The 23,605-nt window shown below is 58.4% G+C and carries 24 protein-coding genes; 15 read left to right on the plus strand and 9 right to left on the minus strand.

All coding sequences use genetic code 11. The features are described from left to right. Window positions 1–396 precede the first annotated feature (396 nt). From HKK55_RS06570 to HKK55_RS06625, 12 genes are all read left to right on the plus strand, one after another. Window positions 397–1,155 (plus strand): transporter substrate-binding domain-containing protein, encoded by a 759-nt coding sequence (locus tag HKK55_RS06570; protein ID WP_169353899.1) that lies wholly within the window; start codon window positions 397–399, stop codon window positions 1,153–1,155. 81 nt (window positions 1,156–1,236) lie between these two features. Beyond that, entirely contained in the window at window positions 1,237–1,914 is a 678-nt protein-coding gene (locus HKK55_RS06575; RefSeq protein WP_169353900.1) for an amino acid ABC transporter permease, read from the plus strand. Then, window positions 1,911–2,645 carry an amino acid ABC transporter ATP-binding protein gene (locus tag HKK55_RS06580; RefSeq protein WP_169353901.1) on the plus strand — a complete coding sequence of 245 codons (735 nt, stop codon included), beginning with the start codon at window positions 1,911–1,913 and terminating at the stop codon, window positions 2,643–2,645. The genes HKK55_RS06575 and HKK55_RS06580 overlap by 4 nt, the downstream gene beginning before the upstream one ends. Before the next feature lie 20 nt (window positions 2,646–2,665). Next, the gene (locus tag HKK55_RS06585; RefSeq protein ID WP_169353902.1) at window positions 2,666–3,901 is read left to right on the plus strand and encodes a cysteine desulfurase-like protein; all 1,236 of its coding nucleotides are present in this window, start codon (window positions 2,666–2,668) and stop codon (window positions 3,899–3,901) included. 36 nt (window positions 3,902–3,937) lie between these two features. Next, the gene (locus tag HKK55_RS06590) at window positions 3,938–4,807 is read left to right on the plus strand and encodes a MurR/RpiR family transcriptional regulator (protein ID WP_169353903.1); all 870 of its coding nucleotides are present in this window, start codon (window positions 3,938–3,940) and stop codon (window positions 4,805–4,807) included. Window positions 4,808–4,861: 54 nt separating this feature from the next. Next, on the plus strand, window positions 4,862–5,758 hold the full coding sequence (locus HKK55_RS06595) for an allantoinase PuuE (RefSeq protein WP_169353904.1): 897 nt from the start codon (window positions 4,862–4,864) through the stop codon (window positions 5,756–5,758). A gap of 249 nt (window positions 5,759–6,007) precedes the next feature. Then, on the plus strand, window positions 6,008–6,508 hold the full coding sequence (locus tag HKK55_RS06600) for a sigma-70 family RNA polymerase sigma factor (protein WP_169353905.1): 501 nt from the start codon (window positions 6,008–6,010) through the stop codon (window positions 6,506–6,508). 32 nt (window positions 6,509–6,540) lie between these two features. After that, window positions 6,541–7,515: a FecR family protein gene (locus HKK55_RS06605; RefSeq protein ID WP_169357795.1), complete on the plus strand. Its 975-nt coding sequence runs from the start codon at window positions 6,541–6,543 to the stop codon at window positions 7,513–7,515. 96 nt (window positions 7,516–7,611) lie between these two features. Next, window positions 7,612–10,026, plus strand: coding sequence for a TonB-dependent receptor (locus HKK55_RS06610; RefSeq protein WP_169353906.1), 2,415 nt, complete (start codon window positions 7,612–7,614; stop codon window positions 10,024–10,026). 601 nt (window positions 10,027–10,627) lie between these two features. Then, entirely contained in the window at window positions 10,628–11,161 is a 534-nt protein-coding gene (locus HKK55_RS06615; protein WP_169353907.1) for a hypothetical protein, read from the plus strand. Window positions 11,162–11,931: 770 nt separating this feature from the next. After that, window positions 11,932–12,264 (plus strand): hypothetical protein, encoded by a 333-nt coding sequence (locus HKK55_RS06620; protein ID WP_169353908.1) that lies wholly within the window; start codon window positions 11,932–11,934, stop codon window positions 12,262–12,264. Next, window positions 12,254–12,877 (plus strand): type III secretion effector protein, encoded by a 624-nt coding sequence (locus HKK55_RS06625; protein ID WP_169353909.1) that lies wholly within the window; start codon window positions 12,254–12,256, stop codon window positions 12,875–12,877. Before HKK55_RS06620 ends, HKK55_RS06625 begins: the two co-directional genes overlap by 11 nt. 27 nt (window positions 12,878–12,904) lie before the next feature. On the opposite strand, the gene HKK55_RS06630 is transcribed toward HKK55_RS06625, so the two are convergent. From HKK55_RS06630 to HKK55_RS06670, 9 genes are all read right to left on the minus strand, one after another. Continuing rightward, window positions 12,905–14,056, minus strand: coding sequence for an MFS transporter (locus tag HKK55_RS06630; protein ID WP_169353910.1), 1,152 nt, complete (start codon window positions 14,054–14,056; stop codon window positions 12,905–12,907). A 373-nt stretch (window positions 14,057–14,429) separates the two neighbouring features. After that, a complete protein-coding gene (locus tag HKK55_RS06635; RefSeq protein WP_169353911.1) occupies window positions 14,430–15,092 on the minus strand; it encodes a carboxymuconolactone decarboxylase family protein in 663 nt (220 codons plus the stop codon). A gap of 126 nt (window positions 15,093–15,218) precedes the next feature. Then, window positions 15,219–16,448, minus strand: a complete 1,230-nt coding sequence (locus tag HKK55_RS06640; RefSeq protein ID WP_169353912.1) for a sugar MFS transporter — start codon at window positions 16,446–16,448, stop codon at window positions 15,219–15,221. Between the two features lie 65 nt (window positions 16,449–16,513). Beyond that, window positions 16,514–16,861 (minus strand): L-rhamnose mutarotase, encoded by a 348-nt coding sequence (locus tag HKK55_RS06645; RefSeq protein WP_169353913.1) that lies wholly within the window; start codon window positions 16,859–16,861, stop codon window positions 16,514–16,516. Continuing rightward, entirely contained in the window at window positions 16,858–17,631 is a 774-nt protein-coding gene (locus HKK55_RS06650) for an SDR family oxidoreductase (RefSeq protein WP_169353914.1), read from the minus strand. Before HKK55_RS06650 ends, HKK55_RS06645 begins: the two co-directional genes overlap by 4 nt. Then, window positions 17,628–18,488: an amidohydrolase gene (locus tag HKK55_RS06655; RefSeq protein ID WP_169353915.1), complete on the minus strand. Its 861-nt coding sequence runs from the start codon at window positions 18,486–18,488 to the stop codon at window positions 17,628–17,630. Before HKK55_RS06655 ends, HKK55_RS06650 begins: the two co-directional genes overlap by 4 nt. Window positions 18,489–18,525: 37 nt before the next feature. Then, window positions 18,526–19,803 carry an L-fuconate dehydratase gene (locus HKK55_RS06660; protein WP_169353916.1) on the minus strand — a complete coding sequence of 426 codons (1,278 nt, stop codon included), beginning with the start codon at window positions 19,801–19,803 and terminating at the stop codon, window positions 18,526–18,528. Between the two features lie 20 nt (window positions 19,804–19,823). Beyond that, the gene (locus tag HKK55_RS06665) at window positions 19,824–20,669 is read right to left on the minus strand and encodes an ureidoglycolate lyase (protein ID WP_169353917.1); all 846 of its coding nucleotides are present in this window, start codon (window positions 20,667–20,669) and stop codon (window positions 19,824–19,826) included. A 35-nt stretch (window positions 20,670–20,704) separates the two neighbouring features. After that, on the minus strand, window positions 20,705–21,445 hold the full coding sequence (locus tag HKK55_RS06670; RefSeq protein ID WP_169353918.1) for an SDR family oxidoreductase: 741 nt from the start codon (window positions 21,443–21,445) through the stop codon (window positions 20,705–20,707). Between HKK55_RS06670 and HKK55_RS06675 the strand changes: the two genes are divergently transcribed. Genes HKK55_RS06675 through HKK55_RS06685 form a run of 3 tightly spaced genes read left to right on the plus strand, consistent with a single transcriptional unit; the run spans window position 21,444 to window position 23,427 of the window. Continuing rightward, the gene (locus tag HKK55_RS06675; protein WP_169353919.1) at window positions 21,444–21,695 is read left to right on the plus strand and encodes a hypothetical protein; all 252 of its coding nucleotides are present in this window, start codon (window positions 21,444–21,446) and stop codon (window positions 21,693–21,695) included. The two genes, HKK55_RS06670 and HKK55_RS06675, sit on opposite strands and share 2 nt — an antisense overlap. Continuing rightward, window positions 21,680–22,441 carry a FadR/GntR family transcriptional regulator gene (locus HKK55_RS06680; protein ID WP_169353920.1) on the plus strand — a complete coding sequence of 254 codons (762 nt, stop codon included), beginning with the start codon at window positions 21,680–21,682 and terminating at the stop codon, window positions 22,439–22,441. Before HKK55_RS06675 ends, HKK55_RS06680 begins: the two co-directional genes overlap by 16 nt. Next, on the plus strand, window positions 22,438–23,427 hold the full coding sequence (locus HKK55_RS06685; RefSeq protein WP_169353921.1) for a diaminopimelate epimerase: 990 nt from the start codon (window positions 22,438–22,440) through the stop codon (window positions 23,425–23,427). The genes HKK55_RS06680 and HKK55_RS06685 overlap by 4 nt, the downstream gene beginning before the upstream one ends. The last annotated feature ends 178 nt before the right edge of the window (window positions 23,428–23,605 follow it).

Consider the following 23,605-nt stretch of genomic DNA (forward strand, 5'->3'; position numbering starts at 1 on the left):
CCAAGGTTTCGGGTTCGGGGAACGGCTGTAAATTCTAAGTGCATTGCAGTTCATCGCGAAAGGCACCTATCGACCCAAAGAAGCTGATCGTAGACCCTACGAATAAGCGCACGTTAGATCTCGTGCGGCGATGGTGTTAAATCGTCCGGTCCTTGCGCTTTTGGTAAATCCGCACTCATACGCGTCGATCTACAGTAGGAAAAAACCGTTCAATGCCGGTTGCTTCGATGCAGCCTTTGAACGTGTTCATTCGGGAAAACGGAAGGTGTGCATGGAGTAAAAAATTCACAATCGATCGGTATTGAAATAAATACTCCGCTGCTTTACTCTCGGTCCCACGTCGTACGAGATCAACCGCTGTTAGCACCTAAAAAAAACAAATAATCGGGAGCAAACATGAAAGCGAAAGTGATGTTGGGATTGTTCATGACCGCCGCAGTTGCACTACCAGCCTGGTCAGCTGACTGGACTGTAGGTGCTAACGTTGGCAACGTGCCCTGGGAGTTTCAGGACGCTAAAGGTGAATTCGTCGGATTCGAAGTCGATGTTGTAAAAGAAGTGGCCAAACGCGCCGGCAAAAGCGTCGAGTTCATCAATATTCCCTTCAACGGCCTGTTCAGTGCCGTTCAATCCAAACGTGTCGAGATCGCTATCTCGTCGATCACCATCACCCCTAAACGCCTGGAGTCGGTCGCGTTCGCTCAGCCTTACTTCGATAGCGATCAGTCCCTTACCGCGCTGACCACGTCCAAGGTCAAGAGCCTGGCCGATATGGCTGACAAGGTTGTTGGCGTCGACACCGGCTCGACCGGAGACATGTGGATTGGCCAACACAAGGACGAGTACAAGTTCGCCGATGTGTCGCGTTATGAAGGGCTATCGCCGGCGATGCTCGATCTGGCCTCCGGCAGAATCGATGGCTACCTCAGCGATATTCCTGCGGTGCTCTACTACATCAAAGACAAACCGCAATATTCCATCGTGGCGCGGATTTCCACCGGTGAGCGTTACTCGCTGATGCACGCCAAAGGCTGGGCGATGAGTGATCAAGTCAACGACATCATCAGCAAGATGAAAGAGGACGGCACTCTCGGAAAAATCCACAAGGAGTGGTTCGGCACCGAAGCCGATAAAGATTCGAGCACCATGAAGTGACCGCTGTCCTCAAGTAAGCCCTGTTGATGATGCATGTAAGTGGCGGCGCCCGTTCGCCACTTGTATTGACCGAGGTATCCCATGGATCTTTTGCAGACATTTTTTAATTGGAATGTGCTCGTCGAGTCGCTTCCGCTGATGATGCGGGGTCTGGGCGTGACCATTTTGCTTGGGGTGGTGAGTATCGTCCTGGGCTTGGTGGGGGGGCTTTTGCTGGCATTGTTGCGGCTGTACTCCTATGCCCCCGTTCGAGCCCTTGCACGTATCTACATCGATATCATGCGCTCCATTCCATTGCTGGTTTTGCTGGTACTCATCTATTACGCGCTGCCTTTTGTAGGTATTCGGCTGTCGTCCTTTGCGGCCGCTGCCAGTGCGCTCTCGCTTGTGTCCTGCGCCTACAGCGCGGAGATTTTTCGGTCGGGCATTGAGGCCATTCCCCGGGGCCAGTTCGAAGCGTCGGCCTCACAAGGTATGAGCTTTTTCAACACCATGCGCGACGTTGTTTTACCGCAAGCCATCCGCATCGTAATGCCGCCCATGACCAGCAACTGCATAAACGTGATGAAAGACACCGCGCTTGCCTCGGTGGTAGCGATGCCTGACTTACTGAAGCAGGCAACCCAGGCGCAGGCACTGGCTGCTAACCCGACGCCGCTGGTAGGGGCTGCCTTGCTGTACCTGTTGCTGCTGTTGCCACTGGTGCAGATGGTCAGTTGGGTTGAGCGTCGTAACGCCTCTGGAGGAAAAGCCGCATGAGCACGTTGATCGACATCGAAAAACTCGACAAGTACTACGGCAGTTTCAAAGCGTTGAGCGATATCAACCTGCAGGTTGAAGAAGGTGAAGTGGTGGTCATTCTTGGCCCGTCCGGATCAGGAAAATCGACCTTGATTCGCTGTATCAATCTGCTTGAAAACTACCAGCAGGGCCACATCCGCGTGGCGGGTGAACGGGTTGAAGACGGTCCGCGATTGACCGCCATCCGTAGTGAAGTAGGCATGGTGTTTCAGAGCTTCAACCTCTATCCGCACCTCAGTGTTCTCGACAACGTGTCACTGGCGCCGATCCGTGTCCGCGGTCTAAGTCGGCGTGATGCGCATGCTCGGGCCAAGGAACTATTGGTGAGGGTTGGGATGGGCGATCACGCGCACAAATACCCGAGCCAATTGTCTGGCGGCCAGCAGCAGCGTGTTGCCATCGCCCGTACCATGGCCATGGAACCTCGCGCAATTCTGTTTGACGAGCCGACTTCGGCGCTGGACCCGGAAATGGTTGGCGAGGTACTCGATGTCATGCAGAACCTCGCCCGCTCTGGCGTCACGATGGTCGTGGTCACTCATGAAATGGGCTTTGCCCGTCGGGTCGCCGACCGGGTGATCTTCATGGAAAGTGGACGCATTGTTGAGCAGAACACCCCAGAGCCGTTTTTTACCGCACCTCAGGAACCACGCACACAAGCGTTCCTGCAGGCCATCTTGCATCATTGAATCCGGCTGGAGAAAGTAGAGTGAATCCTCTCGATATCGATTACGTACGCAAGCAATTTCCCGGTCTGGCCGATGGCTACGCCTACATGGATAACGCCGGTGGTTCGATGGTGCTGAGTGCCGTAGCTGAGCGGGTCGTTGATTACATGCTCAACAGCAGTGTGCAACTGGGCGCGTCCTACCAACCTTCCGTTGACGCTGGCGCACGAGTGATACAGGCTCGGCACTCGGTCATGCAGTTGATCAACGCCGAGCATCCCGAAGAAGTGATCATGGGCGGCTCGACCACTCATTTGTTGCAAATACTGTGTCGCGCCATCGCCCCGTCAATCGTTCCAGGCGATGAAATTATCGTTACCAATTGCGACCATGAGGCCAATATCGGCCCATGGGTCAAACTGTGCGAAAGCAGCGGTGCGACCTTGCGTGTGTGGCAGGTCAATCTCGATAGTTGTGAGCTTGAGCTGGAGGACCTGCAGGTCTTGCTCACTGATAAAACCCGTTATGTGGCCATGACCCACACCTCGAACATTCTCGGTTCGGTCAATCCAGTCGCCGAGGTTGCGCGGCGTGTTCATGCGGTGGGCGCAAAGCTGTGCGTGGACGCTGTCGCTTATGCGCCACACCGTCTGGTGGATGTGCAGGCCAGCGGAGCCGATTTCTACGTCTACAGCTTCTACAAAACGTTCGGCCCGCACTTTGCCGTGCTCTGGGGGCGTCGTTATCTGTTGCTGGAATTGCCGAGCCTTAACCACTTCTTTATAGGCAAGGATGTGGTGCCTTACAAATTGCAGCCGGGCAATGTCAACTACGAGTTGTCCTTCGGTTGCATCGGCATTACCGACTATCTGCTCGACATCGGCACCCGGCTCGGCGCGCAAGGCAGCGAACGCGAGTGCATGCAGGCTGCGCTGGATGCCTTTGAGGTGCAGGAGGATTTGCTGGCCGAGCGTCTGTTGGCATTTTTGCGCCAGCGCGAAGGCGTTCGGATCATTGGCAAAGCGCATACCCGCAATCGAGTGCCAACGATCAGTTTCGTGGTTGAGGGCGTTCAGTCAGAGGCTATTGTGTGCAGGCTCGATGAGCACCGGATAGGCATTCGCTTTGGTGACTTCTATGCGCGGCGACTGATCGAAGCCCTTGGACTTGACCAGTTTGGTGGGGTAGTGCGGGTGTCATTGGCGCATTACAACACGCTGGAAGAAGTCGACCGCCTTATCACTGCGCTGGATCAGGCAATCAATGCATTGCGTTGACTGGCGCATACACTCCTAATTTTACGAGCCTTCACTATGGCCTTACCTGAAACCCTTGCAGAGCTGCGTGACTGTATAGCGGCCCAGCACGAACAACTGACCGGTCGTCTGCGCGATGCTGCCCGATTCCTGATCGACAACCCGCACGAGATCGCACTCAACACGGTGGCCGAACTGGGGAAGCGCTCGAGCATCGCGCCTTCCGCTTATATTCGGCTGGCTCAGGCGCTTGGCTTTGCAGGTTTCAAGGATTTGCAAAGGTTGTTCCGCGCACCGCTGCAGCAGGCTGCCGATACCCACAGCGAGCGCATTCGGTACTACGGCGGTGAGACGTTGCTGGAGGACCCGAGTGACGTCGGTGCGATTCTGCGTGAGTTCAGTCAAGCCAATATCGTTTCTCTGGAACACCTGGCCGAGGGTGGTGAGCAGGCCAATATCGAAGCAGCCATCGCCCATCTGCAAGTCGCGCGCACTACCTTCGTCATTGGCATGCGCCGTGCTTTTCCGGTGGCGGCGTATCTGAGCTACGCGCTGAGTCGTGTGGGCCGGCGAACTGTACACATCAGCGGTGCCGGCGGCACGTTGCCGGAGCAGGTCAGCGCCATTGCCGATGATGATTTGTTGATAGCCGTCAGCTTTCCACCCTACGCCAATGACACCGTTGAGGCGTGTCGTCAGGCGCGAGAAGCAGGCGTGACGCTGGTGGCGATTACTGACAGCGTTCTGAGCCCTATCGGGCAGATGGCCGATACGGTGATCGAGGTCAACGACGCCGAGTTACTGGGCTTTCGCTCGCTCACCGCTTCGTTTTGTATTGCGCAAACCCTGGCCATGGGCCTGGCCTTCAGCGAGTGGCAATCGGACAGCACCTTTAGCCATGACCGGTTGAAAGATATCGACTGCTAAGTCGCTACTTTGGCCACGTACTTATTTAACCTGTCACTTCAGGAGAACATCCCGATGGTTTTACCTGCACGCGATTTAGTGGGTTATGGAAGACAACGCCCACAAGGTTCCTGGCCGAATGGCGCACGTTTGGCCATCAGCCTGGTGATCAACTACGAAGAAGGCTCCGAGCGCTCGCTCGCCATGGGCGACCCGGACCAGGAATCAATGACTGAATGGGGCAGTTATTCAATACCCGACGGTACCCGCAATCTGGCGATGGAATCGATGTATGAGTACGGTTCGCGCGTGGGGATCTGGCGAATTCTGGATATTCTCGACCAGCAATCGGTTCGTGCGACTTTTCATGCTTGCGCAGTGGCCTTTGAGCAGAACCCTGATGTGGCACGCGCCGCAGTCACAGGCGGTCATGAAATCTGCAGTCACGGTTATCGCTGGGAGGAAGTATTTCGCCTGACTGTAGAGCAGGAGCGTGAACACATGCGTTTGGCAATCGAGTCATTCGAACGCACCTGCGGCAAGCGTCCCGTTGGCTGGTATTGCCGGTATGGCGCCAGCGTCAATACCCGTCGCCTGGTCGCTGAGGAGGGCGGTTTTCTCTATGACTCCGATGCCTACAACGACGATGTTCCCTACTTTGTCGAGGTGGAGGGTAAGCGTCATCTCGTGGTGCCTTACACTGCCGACGTGAACGATTTCCGCTACTGGAATTCTCCGGGGCTTTCGCAGGCATCGGATTTTTTCGAGTACATGAAAGAAAGCTTTGAGGTCCTTTATGAGGAGTCGGCTCAAGGTCCACGCATGATGTCGATCGGGCTGCACCCACGTATGGTGGGTCGTCCTGGGCGGGTTAGGGCGATCAAGCAATTCATCGAGTATGCCAAGCAACACGGCGGTGTTTGGTTTGCGACGCGCGAAGAAATCGCCCGTGCGTGGCTTGAACGAACGTGATTGCGTGGCAATCACGCGGGATCAAAAAATTGGTACGCGCGATTCCCTGCTGCGTTGAAAGAGTTCAAGGGGAAGTTCACCGATGCCTTTGAGTGGAAATTTTTCAAAAAAATAAATAATTAATAAATCCGGTGGAACATGTATTTGCCATTTTTTTGAAAGCCTACAATCGGTTGACGCGACGGGAAGCAATTGCTCCGCTTAATAGGAAGTATTACTATTCACGTCCCGCCTCCCCAGTGCACCCTCATGATTCCGCCGCCGCCCACCAGACCAGGCTTTTTCGAGCACTACGAGGAGTTGATCGGGACCTGGACGCGTCGCCTGAGGAACCGCCAGCAGGCCGAGGACCTGGCCCATGACACATTCGTCCGAGTGCTTGAGTCAAAATCAACGCAAGTCACGCAACCTCGCGCTTATTTGCATCAAACCGCACGCAATATCGCGGTGGACGCCTATCGTCGCGAGGACCGCCGTGAGGCAATGGCATTGGAAGCCTTTGATCAGCGTTCGCCCCAGAGCGGCGACCCGGAGCACTTCATGCACGCGATCCAGTTGGCGGACTCCATCGAACGGGCCTTGGCCGAGTTGCCCCTCAACTGTCGCAAGATTTTCATCTGGCAAAAGATCGAAGGCCTGACCCAGCAGGAAATCGCCGAGCGCCTGGGGCTTTCAAAAAACATGGTGGAAAAGTATATGATCCGCACCCTGCGGCATCTGCGTGACCGCTTGGACGCGATGGCCCCATGACCAACGCCCGCTTTGAAACAGGATCTTCCATGATGGATACCCGCGAGTGTGTCGGCGGTAGCAAGACGGCCCGTGACGAGGCGGCGCTTTGGTTCGTGCGCTTGCAGGACAGCCCGTTGAGTGTCGAGGAGCGCAGCCGGTTTGACGCCTGGCGCGAGGAACATCCTGAGCATCAGTACGAATTTGATGTGCTGCAAGGGCTGTGGAGTGCCACCGACCTCGTGCCACAGGCTCGCCTGCAGGCCTTGTGCGATACGCCCGTGCCCTGTGCGAAACGTCGGCCAGTGTTGCGTTATGCGGTGGCGGCCAGTGTCCTGGCCGCTGCCCTCGGGCTTGGGTTGTTCAGCGGCCTGGATCATCCTGCGACTTACACCGCCGAGTTCAGCACGAAGCAGGGAGAGCGTCGGCAGGTGGCGCTGCCTGATGGCTCGCTGATGGACTTGAACAGCCGCAGCGTAGTCGCGGTGCATTATGAAAAAGGCCGGCGCGGCATCGAACTCAAGCAGGGCGAAGCGATGTTCAGCGTCGAGCATGACACCAGCCGGCCCTTTGTGGTCGAGGCCGGGGCAGGGCAGGTGACAGTGACCGGTACGCGTTTCGATGTGCGTCGTGATGACGACCAGACCCGCGTGGTGGTCGAGGCTGGGACTGTCAAGGTGCAGGGTCGCTCCCCGGACGTGATCGTCACACTCACGGCAGGCCGAGGCACGCAGATCGACGGGCATGGTCAGGTGGCAGCAGCTTACGCGGTCAACCCCGAGGAGCTGACAGCCTGGCGTACCGGCAAACTGGTATTCAATAACGCGACTCTCGGTGAAGTGGCCCGGGAAGTCTCGCGCTACCGCGAGCAACCACTGCGGGTCAGTACTCCGGCGGTCAGCAACTTGCGGCTGACCAGCGTGTTCAAATCCGCCGACACCGACGCCTTGCTCAAGGCTTTGCCGCACATTCTGCCGGTGGCGTTGCGTACGCTGCCTGACGGTAGCCAGGAAATAATTTCACGCTAGATTCAGGTTTTTTCCGAGTTCTTCGTCTTCTTGTCCAACTGCAACTGGTTTGCATTAACAGACGCACTCTCTTGCGATCAGAGGACTAGGTTCGACGTGAAAAAACTCGCCGTGAAAAACAATAAATCATCTCGCTGGGCACCTCTCGCGCTGGCCTTGGCGGTCAGCGCCGCAGTTCCGGCGGCGTACGCCGACCAGGCATCGGGCGCGATCCATATCCAGGCGCAATCCCTGGGCTCGGCCTTGAGCCAATTAGGCCAGCAAACCTCTCTGCAAGTGTTCTTCAGTCCTGACCTGGTGGCCGGTAAGCAAGCGCCGGCAGTAGACGGTAACCTGTCGCCGGAACAAGCCCTGCGCCAACTGCTGCAAGGCAGCGGCCTGGACTACCAGATAGATGCAGGCTCGGTGACACTGCGGCCGTTATCCAGCGGCAGCGGTGAGGCCGGGTCGCCTCTGGAGTTGGGTGCAACCGACATCCGGGTGGTGGGGGATTGGCTCGGCGATGCCAATGCCGAAGTGGTGCAGAACCATCCGGGGGCGAGGACCGTGGTACGTCGTGAGGCCATGGTAGAGCAGGGCGCGATGAACGTCGGTGATGTGTTACGGCGCATTCCGGGTGTGCAAGTGCAGGAAGCTAATGGCACCGGCGGCAGCGACATTTCCCTCAACGTTGGCGTGCGCGGTCTGACTTCACGCCTGTCGCCACGCTCCACGGTATTGATCGACGGCGTGCCAGCGGCTTTCGCCCCTTACGGCCAGCCACAACTGTCCATGGCGCCGATTTCTTCCGGCAACCTGGACAGCATCGATGTAGTGCGCGGCGCCGGTTCCGTACGTTATGGACCACAGAACGTCGGCGGGGTGATCAACTTTGTGACCCGGGCCATTCCGGAAAAATTCTCCGGTGAGGTTGGCACCACCCTGCAAACCTCCGCCCACGGCGGCTGGAAACACATCGACAACGCCTTCATCGGGGGTACCGCCGACAACGGCATTGGCGTGGCGCTGCTGTACTCCGGCGTCAACGGCAACGGGTATCGCAACAGCAACAACTCCAACGACATCGACGACGTGATCCTCAAGACCCATTGGGCGCCGACCGATCAAGACGATTTCTCGCTGAATTTCCACTACTACGACGCCAGTGCTGACATGCCCGGCGGCCTGACCCAGAAGCAGTTCGACGCCAACCCGTATCAATCGGTGCGCGACTGGGACAACTTCAGTGGCCGGCGCAAAGATGTGTCGTTCAAGTACATCCGGCAGATCGACGACCGTACCCAGGCAGAAGTGCTGACCTACTATTCGGACAGTTTTCGCGGTAGCAACATCGCCAACCGCGACCTGAAAGCCCTGAGTTCCTACCCGCGTACCTACTACACCTTTGGCATTGAGCCACGGGTATCCCACGTGTTCGACCTCGGGCCGACGACCCAGGAAGCCAGCATTGGCTACCGCTACCTGAAAGAGGGCATGCACGAGCAGGCCACCAGCCTGGCCCTGGTCAACAACCAGCCGACGCCAGTCGGTCAGAATGACGGCCACGTTTACCAGGACCGCACCGGTGGTACCGAGGCCAATTCGTTCTACATCGATGACAAGATTGATATCGGCAAATGGACGGTCACCCCGGGTATTCGTTTTGAAAGCATCCGCACCGAATGGCATGACCGGCCAGTGGTGGGCCTCAATGGCAAGCCGGTCCAGGAGAAGCGCCGCGAGATCAATAACAACGAACCGTTGCCGGCCCTGAGCGTGATGTACCACGTCTCCGATGCCTGGAAACTGTTTGCCAACTACGAAACGTCCTTCGGCAGCTTGCAGTATTTCCAGCTCGGCCAGGGTGGTAACGGCGACCAGACCGCCAACGGCCTGAACCCCGAAAAAGCCAAGACCTACGAGATCGGTACCCGCTACAACGACAACGTCTGGGGCGGCGAAGTGACGCTGTTCTACATCGACTTCTCCGATGAGCTGCAATACGTCAGCAACGATATGGGCTGGACCAATCTGGGCGCCACCAAGCATCAGGGGATCGAAGCGTCGGGTCATTACGACCTGTCGAACCTGGACCCGCGCCTCGATGGCCTGACCGCCAGCGCCGGCTTCACCTACACCAAGGCCACCGCCGAGGGCGACGTGCCATTTAAAGGGCGCGACTTGCCGCTGTACTCCCGTGAAGTGGCGACCCTGGGACTGCGTTACGACGTCAACCACTGGACCCATAACCTGGACGTGTATGCACAGTCCGGCCAGCGCGCTCCGGGTACCGGTACCACCTACATCACCCAGCCGACTGACGATGGCCAGTACGGTGATATCCCAGGCTATGTCTCAGTCAACGTACGTAGCGGTTATGACTTTGGTGCGCAACTGTCGAATCTGAAACTGGGCGTCGGGGTAAAAAACGTTTTTGACCAGCAGCATTACACCCGTTCCAGCGACAACAACGCCGGGCTTTACCTGGGCGAGCCGCGCACATTCTTTGTGCAGGCGAGCGTCGGGTTCTGATCCGCTGTTGATTCCTGGGGTCGCAGCCCGTTCTGGCCTTGTCAGGACGGGCTGCGATTCTTCTAATGTTCAGCGCCTTCTTCCTACTCTTTTTCCGACAATTTTCCGCAGCTTCAGGAACTGAATCCGACAGGCCTCCCACACAGGGATAGCCCTCTTTCCACAGAGTATTTCGACGATCACTCCGTTGTGACGCTTTGGACAGTGAGGCGAACCTTGTAATCAAGCCGAACTGGAGATGCAAATGTCGGTACCCGCGTTCAATCAGCCCGTCGCCAATTCACCCAATAACGCCGCGCAGACTAAAGCCGATACTACGGCCGGCACCGAAGCCTCTGTCGCTTCGTCGAGGGGGCAAGAACCGGCCGGTTTAAATTTCGCAGAACAAAACAGCAAGTTCGGACCGATATTTGGGGGGCCGCCGCATCGGCCTCATCCAGGCCACTGGCATGGTGGTGCGCCGGCACGACCGACTCCTGGAGGTCCGCCACCGCGACCGATGCCTGGAGGCCCGCCGCCGCGACCAATGCCTGGAGGTCCACCGCCTCGGCCAAACCCCACATTGCCGGATCCTCACTATTCAAAACAGAGTAATGAGCAGTTGTCCCAGAGTCTGCTGAACAACTTCAACGCGTTCAAGGCTCCATGGCCTGCGAACTACATAACGTCCAAAGGCCTGGAGAAGATGGCCGGCAAGCCGTTGACCGGCCATCCGTCCACGGATCAGAACATCCTCTTGGCCAGAGAGATTCAGCGACGTCCGGACCTGATGAAAGCCCTTGATCGGGATGGCAGCACCGGTGTGCTGGATGGACGGCTAACCCGGCAAGATATCAACAGTGTTGTTCGTTCTGATAACCCGTTGAAGTTTCAAGACGACAAACAACTCGTTCAACAGATGCTTAACAATTTTAATGAATTGAAGGGCGGTTTCTGGAGTGACTCCATTAAAGTCGGCACGCTCAAGCACTTGTCTTCGCGACCGTTGACCGGCAACCCGACGACTGACTCGCTCATCCAGTTAGCAAGAGAAGTTACTACGCGATCTGATCTGCTGGGGAAAATGGACAATATTGTCGGCTGGAAACAAGACGGCAAGATCAAGTGGGACGAACTGCTGCGTCTGCTGCGTTAAACCACAGGCCTTACCGTATTACCCGAAATGCAGGAAAGCGCCGCGAACCGGTTGTGGCGCTTTTCTCTCGGTCTGCCCATCACGAGGGTGGCACCTGGTTGAGACCGTTTACGTTTTCAGTTGCCGGTCATTTCAATGGTTAGGAACTATTTCTGCCGGATTGCCACACAGGGTGTATCCGATGGCTTTTATGGCGCCGAAGGCTTTTCACTCCTAGCGAGGGCTTAGACATGACCTCAACGTCGTTTGGAGCTCGTACTCCCGGACCCCAGCAATCCTTTCAAGCGTCTCCTTGCGAAAGCAGGGAGGGATCCCGTCTTTCTGATCCGCCGAGCCTGCTTGCCGAAGGCAGCGGCGAAGCTCTGCGCGTAAAAAAATTTGCCGGCCAACACACATTCAAGGCACCCGCGGCGGCGGATTTCGCTAAAGGAATGCTGCCCCATCAAGCCCCAACGGCTCCTGACCCCAATCCGTTAGCCAAGGTGGGTGTGGCCATGGAGTCCATGATCAAAGCAGTGAAGGCTTTTATTGGAGGGTACAAATCGCAAACATCCTCTTTGCCAATGACTCGAAAACCCGAGTGATGCAGTTTCCAGGCATCCGCTGACCGTTTACATACAGTCATCGAAATTGATCGACCGCCTCGGAACCATTGCTTGTAGGTGGCCACATACTTTTGCGCGTGTTTAACCACCGTTACTCCAGCGATGTGCGCTGTGACAGTGGTGGTGACAGGGTAAGTACGGATCGGGAAAAGGTGGGCATGAAAAATGGCAATTGATGGTGGGCTACCCTACCTGCGGCCTGGTGCTATAGGTCGATTTGATGCGATACCGGATGAGGCACAGCAAAAAACGCATGAGGTTCATCCTGTTCGACAAGACGATCAGCAACGTTCGATCGACACGGTTCGATCTTCCGGCTTCAGGCGTCCCTTGCGATGGGCCAATTCCTATGAGGTTGCATTGCATCACCGGGAACTGCAGAACGTTGCCTCCACGCGCGCCGGTCATGGGAACCCCTACACACAACTGCCGGATAGTCAGTTAGTGAAGGCATTGGGCGTTCATTTTTCCATGTTGGAAAACTTCCATGAAAAATGAAGGGCTGAAGCTGGCTTCCCTGCAGCGTATTGCCAGCGAAAAAATGGGACCGAGCCAGGAACTCAATAACTCGATCTTACTGGCCAAGGCACTTATCCGCCGTCCACGATTGATCGACGCGATCCTCGACGAGGATGGCTTTATTACCCGGCAAAGTCTTTTGAGGGCTGCGAAGAGACTGTTTGGCAACAGTGATCCCGACACGTTCAGCCCGGACCCCTTTCACGCCAAAACCAATGTCGAACTGGTTCAGGCGTTTCAGGCGATGTTTGAGGCGTTCCGTGACAAGTCGCAGGACCGGACAGTCTTTTTTGAAAAAATCGGCTACGTCAAAATTGAGCGGCTGGTTGCCATAAGCAAAGACCCAAACGAAATTGACACGCGGGGTGACGTTGTCCTGGATCTGGTCACCGGGCTGCCCAGAAAAAAATACGATGAACAGCACGTGTATATGTCAAAAAATCTTGTGTATCGTCCGGGGCTATTGCGTTCTTTGGAGAGTATCCAGGCCAGCGGACGTCGTATGTTCGGTAGCCATTATCAGAGGGGTTGGTTAAGCAACAAAGACGTTGAATGCTGGCTTAAAAACAACACCTCCGGTAACCCGTCTTGACGCCTCAACCCATGAGGCGTTGTGTATCTACACCCGCAGTATTTTCCCGCTGATCGCCACGCCTGCCAGCAGCACTGCGATCAGCACAAAGGCGGCACTCAAGCTACTGCCATGGGCGATAAAGCCGATCATCGCCGGGCCGGAAAGAATGCCGGCATAGCCCAGGGTGGTGATGGCAGGCACGGCAATGTGTTCTGGCATGACCTGCTGCTTGCCGACGGCGGTGTACAGCACCGGCACGATATTCGAGCACCCGGCACCCACCAGCGCATAGCCCAGCAGGGCGGTTTCCCAGGCCGGGAACAGCGTCGCCAGCAGCATGCCAACTGCGGCCAATGAGCCGCCGATCACAATGACCCGGGTAGCACCCAGACGGCGAACGATGGCATCACCGGTCAGGCGTCCGGCGGTCATGGTCAGAGCAAATGCTGCGTAGCCCAGGCCTGCGTAGGCTTCATCCAGCCCGCGCTCGGCACTGAGGAACACCGCACTCCAATCCAGCACAGCGCCTTCGGCGAGAAATACGATAAAGCACAGGCAGCCGATAAACAGCACAACGCCATGGGGGATGGCAAAGGCCGGCCCCGAGCTTTCGCTGCCGTAGGGCAGCAGGTGTGGCCCGGCCTTGAGCAGCGCCAACGCGATGATGACGATCACCACCAGGATGGCCGCCAGCGGCGACAGGCCCAGCCCCAGCAACCCGCTGACACCCGCCGCACCGACGATGCCTCCGAGGCTGAACAGCCCGTGGAAGCCCGACATCATGGTCTTGCCGCTAGCCCGTTCGACGATCACCGCTTGCAGGTTGACCGTGGAGTCCACCGCGCCTAAGCCTGCGCCAAACAGAAACAGCGCGGCCATCAACAACGGAATTGAGCTGACCGTGGCCAGCAATGGCAAGGCCAGGCAGATCAGAATCGTCCCCCCGGTCAGCACCCGTCGGCAGCCGAAGCGCGATGCTAGGGCGCCCGCTGCCGGCATGGCGATGATCGAACCGACACCAAGGCACAACAACAACAGCCCCAGTGTGCCTTCATCGAGTTGCGCCCGTGCCTTGGCATATGGCACCAGCGGTGCCCAGGCAGCAATGCCGAAACCTGCGATGAAAAACGCGATACGGGTCGACATTTGTTCCAGCCGCCCGGGAACCACGGGCGCTGGGGTGCTGATGGCGGTCATGAAAAATCCTTGGCTTTGCGTTTAACGACGATGTGCTGCGCAACATCCTTGCACATCAGGCCGTATCGAGCGAGCGGGGTTCCCTTGGAATGGCTCAACTCGCCCTGGCTTTACACATCGCCAAACGCTGCCGATTTTTGTTTTTCCAATCATGGAACGCTATTCCCCTGCTTCGCCACTCAACTACTTCCTATCTGCAGGACAGTAGCCTGTGCCTTGTGTGAGGTGGTCTGGAAGGTGCGTAATCTCCGTGAGAACAGGTGAACCCCAGTATTCTTGCGGTGGATTACCACCTTCCAGGCCAATCCTTTTACTGGTCGGAGCCGCTCAGGCGTACTTTCGGGATAACGTTGGGCGATATTTTGGATAAGTATCAAGCCGACGTTTTCAAATAGTCCTGCACCTGCACCACTTCAGGCCCCACCACCCGGACCAGTACTACACCACGTGGCGTGGTTTCCTTGTCGACATAACTCTCGACAATCACCCGATCCGCAGCGGTGGCGTGCAACGACAGCGTGTGAGGTTTACGCAGCAGTTTCTTGATCTGGGCACTGACGGGAAATGACGGTTTGCCCTGGCGTACGCTGTCACAGAACGCCATGGCCAGCGCCAGTGGTGTAGGCGGCGGGGGCGAGGCGAGGCCAGCCGCTTCGAAGAGTTGGTTGAGCTGATCGGCAGTGGCTACGGCACGGGGAAAACCGGTGAATGCAGATGCGATCAACAGCAGTTCGGTGAGTTCCCCCGGTGCCAGCCCCTCAGCCAGGCTGGTCTTGAAGTGAACGCTCAAGGGGGCCGAAACAATCCCCGTGGCGACGATGGCGGCAAAGATCGCCGCCTCTTGCAAGCGCGAGTCCAGGCCCGGACGACTGTTCAAATAGCCGTAGACCACACCCACCGCGAGCTCGCCCAAAGCCGGAGCGGTGTGGAACAGTGCATCCAGGCGTGCGCCGCCCTCGGGAACCAATTCAATGAAGGTCTTGCGACCTTCGCGATACAGCGTTTCGACGGGGCTTTGTGGGGCAAGTGTTTTCATGTCGCATCCTCCGCGAAAAGAGGAGGGCGTTTGATCGACTGCGCACGTATTTCGGCCTGATGAAAACGTCCATCCATGGGAAAGACAAGTGTAGAACCCACAGGCCTTTACGCCACTTCCATGCTATTAGCCGTGCCGCAACCGGCTGCGGGCGTAGACCGCGACAATCACAAAGCATCCCAGGGGCAACAGGTAGGCAAGCGCCACCGAACTGTGATCGGCCACCTTGCCCATCAAGTAGGGCATCAACGCGCCGCCGACAATCGCCATGATCATGAACGAACTGCCCCGCTTGGTATGCGGTCCGAGGTTTTTCACGCCCATGGCAAACAGCGTCGGGAACATGATCGACATGAAGAAGAACACTGCGATCAGCGCGATCACCGACACGCCTTCCAGCCCCATTACCACCAATGCACACAAGGCAATGTTGATCAGCGCGTAAATCAGCAGCAACCGCTGGGCGCTGACCCGCCCCATCAGCCAGGTACTGAAAAACCGTCCGAACATGAAGGCCAGCATGGCGATCGACAGCAAATAGGCCGCACGCTGGCTACTCATCTGCGCCCAGTGTTCGGTGACGTAGTTGATAAAAAATGCGCCGACGCCGACCTGGGCCGCCACGTAGAAAAACTGAGTGATCACCCCGCCGACAAACTCCCGATGCTGCCACAAGCCCTTGCCACTGACCGGTTGCATCGCCTGTTCCTGGGCTCGCAAGTCCGGTAATGGCGTGCGGGCAATCAGCACCGCCACCAGCAGCACCAGAATGGCGATTACCACGTAGGTGGTTTGCAGCGAACCCATGTCTGAGGCGGGTGTGCTGCCAGCGCTGAAAAACATCGCGCCGCCAATCAGCGGGCCGAAGAACTGACCCAGGCCGTTGAACGATTGCGCCAGGTTCAAGCGCCGTTCGGCGCCCTGAGGATCACCCAACACGGTGGCGTAAGGGTTGGCGGCCGTCTCCAGGCAACCCAGGCCGCAGGCAATCACGAACAACGCGAACAGGAAAAACGGGAAACTGGCCGCCGCCGCCGCTGGCATGAACAGCAGGGCGCCCGCCGCATACAGGCACAAGCCCAGCAGGATCCCGGCCTTGTAGCCGTGACGGTCCATCAACAGTCCCGCCGGCAGGGCAATCAGGAAATAGGCGCCGAAGTAGGCGCTTTGCAAGAGGCCGGACTGGGCTTTGCTGACGTGCAAGGTTTCCTGGAAGTGCTTGTTCAGCACGTCCAGCAAGCCATAGGACAAGCCCCAGAGGAAGAACAGGCTGGTCACCAGGATCAGTGCCCAGCGATAGGTCGGCACAGCTGCGCTTTGGGCGCCGTCTGCCACTCTCGTTTCTTTGCTTAACATGACGCTTCTCCTGTTGTTTTTATGGGATCAAGGCGTGCGATGCAGGGGGACTTACGGTTGAAAGGTCAGGGTTGGTCGATAAGGCTGAACATCTGCTCCATGGGCTGCCATTTGCCGCCCGGATCGGTCCACGGCGTGGGTGTCTGGAAGCGCCACATCAATGACTCCCAACGCTGCACCTCGGGATTGGCCAGCGCGGCACGCTCCAGTGCGTCGAAACTGAAACCGGCAGCGGTGTCCATGACCATGAACAGCCGTGTGCCCAGGCGCCAGATCTGCATGTCCAGCACCTGTTGGCTGCGCAGGTGCTCGGCCACGCTGGGCCAGATGCGCTGATGCAACTGCTGGTACTCGGTGATCAATGCCGTATCGTTCACCAGGTCCAGTGCCAGGCAGTAACGTTGGCGATTCATGTCAGCGCCCGGTCCAGATGGGTGTAGCCACCGTCCACCACCAGCCATTGTCCGGTGGTGTGGGACGCGCGAGGTGAGAGCAGGAACAGCACGCTGTCGGCAATTTCCTCGGGGGTGGTCATCCGCTTGCCCAAGGGGATTTTTTCAACGATGGCGGCCAACTTGGCTTCTGGATTGTCGAAGCCATCGATCCAGCGCTGGTACAGCGGCGTCAGCACTTCGGCGGGCACCACCGCGTTGACCCTAATCCCATGCTCCAGCAGCGACGCGGCCCATTCCCGGGTCAGGGACAATTGCGCGCCCTTGGCGGCGGTGTAGCCGCTGGTGCCGCCCTGGCCGGTGAGAGCGGTTTTGGAGCTGATATTGACGATGGCCCCGCGACTGGTCTTGAGCGCGTCGAGGCACAGGTGGGTCATCAGGTAATAGTGAATCAGGTTCTTTTCCAGGGATTCGACGAAGGCGGCACGCCCAGCTTCCAGGCCCACACCGTCGTTGACGCCGGCGTTATTCACCAGCCCGTCGATACGCCCGAAGCGTTGCAGCACTTCGTTGACGGCGGCGCGACAGGCCTCTTCATCCCGCAATTCGACACGCACGAAGTGGCTTTTGCCCGCCTGTTCAAGTTGGGCGGCAAAGGCTGCGGACAAGGGCTGATGACCGAAGATCACCGGGATCGCACCTTCAGCAATCAGCCCCAGGGAGATGGCCGCGCCAATTCCCGAGCCGCCGCCGGTGACGATGATCACGCGGTCCTGCAAATGCAGATTCATGGGCAGTTTCCTTCAAGGTGATAGACCCGCTGGGCAGTGCCGCCCCAGATGGCCTGGTGTTCGCTGGGCGACAGATGGCCGAGGGTTTGCTCCAGCAATTGGCAGGTGTCTGCGTATTCGCCGGCCAGCAGGCACACCGGCCAGTCGGAGCCGAACATCAGGCGTTCGGCGCCGAACAGTTCCAGGGCCAGTTCAATAAAGGGGCGCAAGGCATCGGCGTTGCGTTGATCGGGCCCGGCCTCCGTGAGCAGGCCCGACAGTTTGCAGCTGACGTGGGGCAGGGCGGCCAGCGGCGCCAGGTGTTCAGCCCAGCCGGAAGGGCCATTGGCGATATCCGGTTTGCCCAGGTGATCAAGCACCAGATGATGGCGGTCGTGGCGCTGGCACATCGCTGTAGCCGCGTCGAGGTCGGCGCAGCGGATCAGCACCTCGTAGACATAGCCTTGCTGTTGCAGGTGTTGCAGTCCACGGGAAAACCTGGGGTCAGCCATGAAGGTCGCGGGCCGTGGCTCGTCCTGAATCTGGTGGCGAAAGCCCTTGAGTTTTGGCCGGTCGCTCCACTGCTCCAAGTGCTGCTCAAGCGTCGGGTCGCACAGGTCGACCCAGCCCACCACGCCGAGTATCCACGGGTATTGTTGCGCCATATCCAGTAGTGCATCGGTTTCCTGTTCGCCGGCCCTGGCCTGTACGGCAATACAACCGTCCAGGCCGGCGGCGTCGAGCAAAGGCCGTAAATCCTGTGGGACAAAGTCCCGGCGCAGGTCGGCTTCAGGCGCGCCGATCCACGGATAGTCAGCGGCCCGGTAGCGCCAGAAGTGCTGGTGCGCATCGAGCCTTAAAGGTGTTGGGGACGACATTATTATTGTGCTCCGTCCATTCAGTTTGCTGTTCGTCTCAAGGCCGGTGACGGTATTGCTCACGGGACGCGGCTTTCATCTGGATCGAAAAACCTGGTGCCTGAGGCGGCATGTAGGCCGCGCCACGGACCACGCACGGCTCTTCGAAGTGCTCGTGCAGGTGGTCGACATATTCGATCACTCGACCGTCATGGGTGCCGGCAATGCACAGGTAATCGATCATCGATAAGTGCTGCACATACTCGCAAAGCCCGACACCGCCGGCATGCGGGCACACGGGCAAGTTGTACTTGGCCGCCATCAGCATCACCGCGAGGACTTCGTTGACCCCGCCCAGGCGGCAGGCGTCAATCTGCACCACATCGATGGCTTCGCGCATGATCAATTGCTTGAAGATGATCCGGTTCTGGCACATCTCGCCGGTGGCCACCTTGACCGGTGCTACGCCCAGGCGAATCTTGCGGTGGCCTTCAATATCGTCGGGGCTGGTGGGTTCCTCGATAAACCAGGGTTTGGCAAACGCCAATTCCCGTACCCAGTCGATGGCGGTGTTCACTTCCCACACCTGGTTGGCGTCGATCATCAGTTGGCGGTCTGGCCCCAGTACCTCGCGGGCGATGCGCACCCGGCGCAGGTCGTCCTGCAAGTCGTGGCCGACCTTGAGTTTGACGTGATTGAAACCGGCATCCACCGCTTCCTGGCACAGCCGGCGCAGCTTGTCGTCGCCATAACCGAGCCAACCCGCTGAAGTGGTGTAGCACGGGTAGCCGTGGGCTTGCAGGTTGGCCATGCGCTGGGCCTTGCCTTCGGCGCGTTGACGCAGCAGGACCAGGGCTTCGGGCGCGGTGATGCAGTCGGTGATGTAGCGAAAATCGATGCAGCGCACCAGCTGTTCCGGGCTCATGTCGGCCACCAGGCGCCACAGGGGTTTTCCTTCGGCCTTGGCCCATAGATCCCACGCGGCGTTGACGATGGCGCCGGTGGCCAAGTGAATGGCGCCCTTGTCCGGACCGATCCAGCGTAACTGGCTGTCGCTGGTGACATGGCGCCAGAAGCGGCCCATGTCCTCGCTGATCCATTCCAGCGTCAGGCCCACCAGCAGCGGCTCCATGGCCTTGATCGCCGCGCAGCAAATCTCGTTGCCACGGCCGATGGTGAATGTCAGGCCATGGCCTTCAAGGGCCGGATTATCGGTTTGCAGAATCACATAAGCGGCGGAGTAGTCTGGGTCCGGGTTCATTGCGTCGGAACCGTCCAGGGACTGGGACGTAGGAAAACGGATATCTTCGACACGAATCGCGGTAATGGTGGTCATGAACGGCTCCTTGGCTCTTGTCAGGCGTCGACCGTGGTCTGGTTCTGCTCGCCCAGGCCTTCGATACCCAGGCGGATTTTTTGCCCGGCCTTGAGGTAGACCGGCGTGGGCTTGATCCCCAGACCGACACCGGGCGGGGTACCGGTGGAAATCACATCCCCCGGTTGCAGGCTCATGAATTGGCTCAGATAGCTGATCAATTTGGGAATCTGGAAAATCATGGTGCGGGTGTTGCCGTTCTGATAACGGTGGCCGTCGACTTCCAGCCAGATTGCCAGTTGATGCGGGTCGGCGATTTCATCACGAGTCACCAGCCATGGGCCCAGCGGGCCGAAGGTGTCGCAGCCTTTGCCCTTGTCCCAGGTACCGCCGCGCTCCAGTTGGAATTCACGCTCGGACACGTCGTTGATCACGCAATAACCGGCGACATGTTCCATGGCCCGACTTTCATCGATATAGCGCCCGCCCTGGCCGATCACCACGCCCAGCTCCACTTCCCAGTCGGTCTTGTGTGAGTGGCGAGGGATCTCGATGTTGTCGTTGGGGCCAACGATGGCGCTGGTCCATTTGTTGAAGATGATCGGTTCGTCTGGAATCGGTGCTCCGGTTTCTGCTGCATGATCGGCGTAGTTCAGGCCGATGCAGATGAATTTTCCGACGTGTCCGACACAGGCTCCCAGTCGGGGGGTACCCGGCACCAGAGGCAGGCTGGCGGGATCAAGGTCTTGCAGGCGAGCCAGGTTGTGCGGGAGCAGGGCACTGCCTGCGATATCGCTGACATGGGCGGACAAGTCCCGCAGCCGACCGTCCTGGTCCAGCAGAGCCGGGCGTTCCTGACCTTTCTCACCATAACGCAACAGTTTCATGGGCAATCCTCTAATAAGTAGAAGGAACGGGGCGGTCAGTTGCTCCAGCCGCCATCGATAATTTGGGTAGTACCGGTGGTAAAGGCACTGGCATCTGAACCGAGGTACAGCGCCAACTGAGCGATTTCCTGCGGTGTGCCCAGGCGCCCCATCGGCTGGCGGCCGGTGAAGGCGGCATACACCTCATCCTGTTGCCGACCTTCGCGGGTGGCCTGCTCGGCAATGCGCTGATGCAGTGACGGCGACTCCACCGTGCCAGGGCAGATGGCATTGCAGCGAATGCCCCGGGTGACGAAGTCGGCGGCCACGGATTTCGTCAGGCCGATTACCGCGGCCTTGCTGGCGCAGTAGGCGAAGCGGTTGGGCACGCCTTTGAGGCTGGAGGCCACCGACGACATATTGATGATCGACCCGCCCCCCGCCGCCAGCATGCCGGGAAGAAAGGCGCGGATCATGCGGTACATGGCGGTGACGTTCAGGTCCATGGCAAACGCCCAGTCACTTTCCGGGCATTCCAGGATATTGCCGGCATGAACGACACCGGCGCAGTTGAACAACACATCGAGAGGGCCGAATTGTGCGGCTAGGCGTTGGGCGGCAGCGGCGTCGGTGACGTCCAGCACGACCGTCTGCGCGCCCGGCAGGTCGGCGAGTGCCTGTTGATTGATGTCGGCGGCAATCACCTCGGCGCCAGCCTCCAGATAGGCTTCGACGCTGGCACGGCCAATGCCTTGGGCGGCGGCGGTGATCAACACGCGTTTACCGGTGAGGTCCATGACAGACTCCCTTGATTGTTATTATTGGCTCAATGGTCAGGCCATTGAGGGCGTAAAACGCCTGAATATGGTTCGTAGCGAAACCTGGGAGGTTTGCTATGATCAGCCCAATGGAAACGATCCAATGGTCAGGCCATTGATCCAATTTTTAGCACGGGACTTCCCGGTCAACAAGCGGCTTTTTTGCGGGATGATCGGTTTTTCCTGGCTGTGCATGAGTCGAGCTGAGCCAAGATGCCATTTCAAGTAATTGATAACCAACGTCTTTACCGGCAGATCGCCGACCAGTTGCGAGCGCTGATCGACAGCGGTGAATTTCCTCCAGGCAGCCGCCTCCCGGCTGAGCGGGAACTGGCCAAGCTGTTGGGCGTAAGCCGTGCGTCGGTCCGGGAAGCCATGATTGCCCTGGAAGTGATCGGCCTGGTGGATGTGCGCGTTGGTAACGGCGTGCTGGTGTGTGAACCGGCGCAGCCAAAGGTCAGTCAGGAGCCGGTGATGGCCCTGGCCACTCGGGATCAATGGCAGGAGTTTGATCCGGAGCTGGATTTGCACGTCGACTTCAACGCTGAAATCCCACCGTTTTCCCTGCTGCAGGCCCGTCGCCTGATTGAACCGGAGGCCGCAGCCCTGGCCGCCAAACACGCCACTGATGAAGAACTGGTGGGTATTCGCGAGGCGTTTGAGCGCAACGTCCAGGACAACCGCGAAGGCTCGCATACCCACCCAGGTGATCGCCTGTTCCATATCCGCATTGCCCAGGCTTCGGGTAACCCGGCGTATGCGCTGATGATTGCGCACTTGTTGGGGCATCGTTACGGCAGCATGTTCCAACGATTGCAGGCGCACTACACCTCTGACGATATGCCTCATCGTTCCGAAGACGAGCACCGCAAAATCCTGGAAGCCTTGGAACAACGGGATGCCGAAGGTGCGCGACAGGCCATGCGCAAGCATCTGGAGGAAGTGGTACGGATCTTTATGCGGACGGCGCAATGACCCATTTCTACGACGCCCGAGGCAATATCTACGGCGTTGTGAGCCCCGCGTTGTTGCGCAGTCATGGCATTGCGGTGCCGGATAGTGCCGCCCAGGCTGCGCGTACCCGGGATGCCTGGACGCAGGCTGCGGTGGCCCGCGAGTGTGGTTGGGGAGCACTGCCGCGTCCTCCAGAGAGCAAGGCTCACCGCAGTGATGGCTTGCTGGTCGGGCCGTTTCAGGTCGAGCCGCCATTCGATCTACTGATCGTCAACACCGACGGTACCTTGGCCGAACGCAGCGGTAATGGCTTGACGATCTTTGCCCAGGCGTTGACCGATCAAGGGTTGATGACGCAGGCGTGTGAGCTGCGGGTGTATCACGACAAGACGGATACGTTGTCACCGGTGCTGACCCGGATTGAGCCCGCGGTGCATGACCAGATCCGGGGCTTCTGGCTGGCGCTGGGACGCCCTGAGTTCGGGCCGGCGGCAGTGGGGGCCGTGGGCCCTGGGCAGGTGTCGCTCAACGGTCGTGAACTAAGCCATGTTTCAGGCCTGTCTTCGATCAACGCCCAATGGGATCACAGTCAGTTTGTGCGCGTGGGTAATCCTCATTGCGTGACTCTGGTACCTCAGATTTCGTTGTTGCCAAGCAACCAGCAGATGCATCAGTTGGACCTGTTCGAGTCGCTGCAGGCGATTGCTTTTGCGCCCCCGGTTGGAGCTGGCCAGCCTTGCATCGGCGGAGTCAACCTGCAATGGGCGGCCCGGGAGTCTGATAGTCGCTTGATTGCCCGGGTGTTCGAGCGCGGCGAAGGGCCTACGGAGTCTTCCGGCACCAGTGCCAGTGCGGTGGCTTGTGCTGCCTGGCGTGTGGGATGGGTGGGTGCGGGCGAGGTCGCGGTGGTGATGCCTGGAGGGACAGCACCTATGCGGTTGGAGCAGCAGGGGGGAACGTTGAGCAATGTCAGCCTGTTCGGGACCGCGCGGCGGCAAGAGACCTGAATAAGAAAGTGATCGGCTTAATTAGCCGGGTCAGCTGGTTCTCTATCAGTAAGTTATTAATATGAGAATAGTGTAGGACTTTTCCAGTTGTCCGGTACTGGCTCTTTGATTGTGATTCTTTATTTTAAAAAGACACTTCTTTTGCTCGCGTACGAAACTTCCTTTTTATTTTCAAGTG

It is taken from the genome of Pseudomonas sp. ADAK18 (assembly GCF_012935695.1).
Taxonomy (GTDB): domain Bacteria; phylum Pseudomonadota; class Gammaproteobacteria; order Pseudomonadales; family Pseudomonadaceae; genus Aquipseudomonas.

Excerpts from the sequence above, each read along its gene's own strand:
- HKK55_RS06680 (WP_169353920.1), top strand. The coding sequence starts at position 21,680 with ATGCCATTTCAAGTAATTGATAACCAACGTCTTTACCGGCAGATCGCC.
- HKK55_RS06685 (WP_169353921.1), top strand. The coding sequence starts at position 22,438 with ATGACCCATTTCTACGACGCCCGAGGCAATATCTACGGCGTTGTGAGC.
- HKK55_RS06595 (WP_169353904.1), top strand. The coding sequence starts at position 4,862 with ATGGTTTTACCTGCACGCGATTTAGTGGGTTATGGAAGACAACGCCCA.
- HKK55_RS06645 (WP_169353913.1), bottom strand. The coding sequence starts at position 16,861 with ATGAATCGCCAACGTTACTGCCTGGCACTGGACCTGGTGAACGATACG.
- HKK55_RS06630 (WP_169353910.1), bottom strand. The coding sequence starts at position 14,056 with ATGACCGCCATCAGCACCCCAGCGCCCGTGGTTCCCGGGCGGCTGGAA.
- HKK55_RS06660 (WP_169353916.1), bottom strand. The coding sequence starts at position 19,803 with ATGACCACCATTACCGCGATTCGTGTCGAAGATATCCGTTTTCCTACG.
- HKK55_RS06600 (WP_169353905.1), top strand. The coding sequence starts at position 6,008 with ATGATTCCGCCGCCGCCCACCAGACCAGGCTTTTTCGAGCACTACGAG.
- HKK55_RS06650 (WP_169353914.1), bottom strand. The coding sequence starts at position 17,631 with ATGAATCTGCATTTGCAGGACCGCGTGATCATCGTCACCGGCGGCGGC.
- HKK55_RS06605 (WP_169357795.1), top strand. The coding sequence starts at position 6,541 with ATGGATACCCGCGAGTGTGTCGGCGGTAGCAAGACGGCCCGTGACGAG.
- HKK55_RS06590 (WP_169353903.1), top strand. The coding sequence starts at position 3,938 with ATGGCCTTACCTGAAACCCTTGCAGAGCTGCGTGACTGTATAGCGGCC.
- HKK55_RS06655 (WP_169353915.1), bottom strand. The coding sequence starts at position 18,488 with ATGTCGTCCCCAACACCTTTAAGGCTCGATGCGCACCAGCACTTCTGG.
- HKK55_RS06620 (WP_169353908.1), top strand. The coding sequence starts at position 11,932 with ATGGCAATTGATGGTGGGCTACCCTACCTGCGGCCTGGTGCTATAGGT.
- HKK55_RS06625 (WP_169353909.1), top strand. The coding sequence starts at position 12,254 with ATGAAAAATGAAGGGCTGAAGCTGGCTTCCCTGCAGCGTATTGCCAGC.
- HKK55_RS06675 (WP_169353919.1), top strand. The coding sequence starts at position 21,444 with ATGACAGACTCCCTTGATTGTTATTATTGGCTCAATGGTCAGGCCATT.
- HKK55_RS06570 (WP_169353899.1), top strand. The coding sequence starts at position 397 with ATGAAAGCGAAAGTGATGTTGGGATTGTTCATGACCGCCGCAGTTGCA.
- HKK55_RS06640 (WP_169353912.1), bottom strand. The coding sequence starts at position 16,448 with ATGTTAAGCAAAGAAACGAGAGTGGCAGACGGCGCCCAAAGCGCAGCT.
- HKK55_RS06580 (WP_169353901.1), top strand. The coding sequence starts at position 1,911 with ATGAGCACGTTGATCGACATCGAAAAACTCGACAAGTACTACGGCAGT.
- HKK55_RS06575 (WP_169353900.1), top strand. The coding sequence starts at position 1,237 with ATGGATCTTTTGCAGACATTTTTTAATTGGAATGTGCTCGTCGAGTCG.
- HKK55_RS06665 (WP_169353917.1), bottom strand. The coding sequence starts at position 20,669 with ATGAAACTGTTGCGTTATGGTGAGAAAGGTCAGGAACGCCCGGCTCTG.
- HKK55_RS06635 (WP_169353911.1), bottom strand. The coding sequence starts at position 15,092 with ATGAAAACACTTGCCCCACAAAGCCCCGTCGAAACGCTGTATCGCGAA.
- HKK55_RS06670 (WP_169353918.1), bottom strand. The coding sequence starts at position 21,445 with ATGGACCTCACCGGTAAACGCGTGTTGATCACCGCCGCCGCCCAAGGC.